Below are 2,747 nucleotides of genomic sequence, written 5' to 3'. Positions count from 1 at the left end.
AAGCCAAGGATCAAACACAACTGAACCAATAATAGAAGCTGCTATTAGGTCCGGGTCGGTTGTTCCCCACCAGTTCAATGTAGCGTTGACTTGAGATTCTGCATAATTAATTACGCCGTATGTGTTTTGATAGATGTTGTTATAATGTACTAGAACGTCGGATGCGGGCGAATTTATTGTTATACCTATAGAGCAGTCCGACAATGTATTGTACTCTATGGTCACACTGATGTCTGTGAATATTGCTTCCCCGCCAGAGCCCGTGATTGTGTTGTCACGTATTATGCCACCTGCACCAGCCCAGTAATTGATTCCTTTTTCAACAGGATTTATGATGGTGTTTTCGAGGATTTCAATTCCCGTGCCAACGTGCCCAGCTGCAACTATGCCGTGTATACCTGCGTCTACTATGTGGTTCGATTCTATGGTTGCATTGATGTCTGTGTAGATTCCTTCCCAACCCGAGCCGGTAATTATGTTGCCACGTATTATGCCGCCGGCACCAGCCCAGTAGTTAATTCCTTTTTGAACAGGATTTGTAATAGTGTTATCAATAATCTCAACCGTGCCAACGTGCGAGGCCGCAACTATGCCGTGCATACCTGCATTTACTATATGGTTCGATTCTATGGTTGCATTGATGTCTGTGTAGATTGCTTCCCAGCCCGAGCTAGTGATTGTGTTGCCGCTTATTTTGCCGCCAGCTTCAGCCCAGTAGTTGATTCCTTTTTCACCAGGATTTGTGATGATGTTATCGAGAACTTTAATTCCTGTGCCAACGTGGTTGAGAACATCTACTGCAGTTCCAGTGATATCCAGTATATGGTTGTGCTCTATGGTCACGTTATCGTTGCCTACAGTCCAGATGCCATGGCCTGTAACGCCGCTTATTGTGTTATAGCCCACATAGCCCCTATCGCATTCGTGATATGATGGACCAGTATCCGTTCCGTGAAGATGGATGGCGCCCCAAGCCGCTGAAATACCCTCTAGGATGTTGTAGCTGATGGTAACGTCGAGTGCCTGAGAATAACCCGCAGCGATATACCCTCCTGTTATCTTGAAGCCATCTACTGTGACATCATCAGCCGTGATAATCAGGTTTCCGCCGCTTATCACAGACTCACCACCCCTGTCCAAACTTCCAGCAGGGTCCACGTCATGTTTTGCACCAAGCAAGGTGACACTTTTTGTCACAGATACCGCTTCAGCATATGTCCCTGCAGAAACAACTATAACGTCACCAGAATCTGCTGTGTCGATTGCGAGTTGTATATCATAAAAATCTGGAAGGGGAGCAGGAATGGTTGCGTAACCTAACGTGTAGCTCCCTGTTGCGGTGTCTTTTCCCGCAAACCACATCTTAAAAACGCCGCCATCCTCGATTACACATGGGCAGTATGTGCGGTCATCTCGCCATGCCACGCCGTCGTCCACAAACAATAACGGGTTTTCGGCACATTTTGTCCAAGTAAGCCCATCAGCAGACGTTGCGTAGCCTATTCCGTCATTGCGGTCTCCTATTCCTCCTGAGTACCACATGTGGTATCCGTCGTCCCGTTTTAGGACTGACCAAACAGAAATGTAGTTTGCGTCCCATTCGGTTGTTCCTCCAGAAGGAATGATAAGGGGCTCATCAGTTACACGTTTCCAGTTAATCCCATCCACAGAAATTGCGAGCATGGGAGCTTCATTTATGCCCCCAGTTAACCAAGTATAAGCGTATTGATCATAATATATCACATACTTGTTACCCATGGGGTCGGTTTCGTTCAGGGTTTCATACCCGTCAGGAGTGTACAACACTGCTTCGGGTCCATATGAACCGCGAATCCACTTATACGCAGGGTCAGATGAGTTGGTTTCGTGTATGATAGTGTTAATTTGTCCTATTGGTTGTTCGTTAGTCCAGTTAATGCCATTTGCAGATTCTGCGGTTCTAATCACATCATCATCTAAGTCGGGCCAAACTAGTTCGTCGGCATACCATATTCGGTAGTACGGTTCAGTTTCAGTTCCAATGTTAACTACAACAGCATGCCCAGGGTGCCCAAATAACCCAGATACTATGACTGGAGAACCCCAAACCACGCCGTCACTTGAATTTGTGTATCCAGTCTGGTATGAGACATCGGTGTACCACATGTGATAGGTTCCATCTATCAACAACACACAAGGATAGTATGCCCTGCCCACTCCGCCAAAAACTGGATTATCTGGGTGCTCCGTCCACGTGCCAACCGTCCAAGTTTTGGGGTCTGCTGCCTTTGTTGGGGTTATCCACATGGTTAGCAAGCTACCTATCAACGCGGCAAGTAGAATCAGTGTTGCCACATGGCATTGCCACTTTCTAATCAGGCTTTTTTTACCACTTGGTTTTTGTTTCATTTTTTTAACCTCTATTTTTTGCCCTTGCAAGTGGTCTGTGGTTTCAACTCAGGTGCAATGCGTTTTTTACCTATTGACGGTACCTGTACCGTCACAGTGTTTTAACTGGGTATTAACGTGTTAATGATGCATATATGAATTTTGTTATAAACAATCAGTATCTGACATGATAAACGGTGGAATCGATGCCCAGAAAGAAGTATAGAATGATAGGGTTACCTGAGGATTTGTATTTACAATGCGAGCTTTTAGTAAACCAAGGTGCCCACGGATACACGTCCGTGTCAGAACTCGTAAAAGACGGAACCCGCAGACGACTCGAAGACCTGTGGAAACTACTAGAAAACAAACCCAAACCA

At 45.8% G+C, this 2,747-nt stretch carries 1 protein-coding gene; it reads right to left on the bottom strand.

Features of this window, described 5'->3' with window-relative positions:
• Nucleotides 1-2,166 (bottom strand): right-handed parallel beta-helix repeat-containing protein (locus tag NWF04_10825; protein ID MCW4007058.1); only part of this gene is annotated, 2,166 nt, incomplete at its 3' end.
• Nucleotides 2,167-2,747: the final 581 nt, after the last annotated feature.

Source organism: Candidatus Bathyarchaeota archaeon (assembly GCA_026014465.1).
Classification (GTDB): Archaea; Thermoproteota; Bathyarchaeia; order Bathyarchaeales; family Bathycorpusculaceae; genus JADGNF01.
The sequence above is the reverse complement of the archived record's forward strand: the minus strand, read 5'-3'. Positions and strand labels throughout refer to the sequence as shown.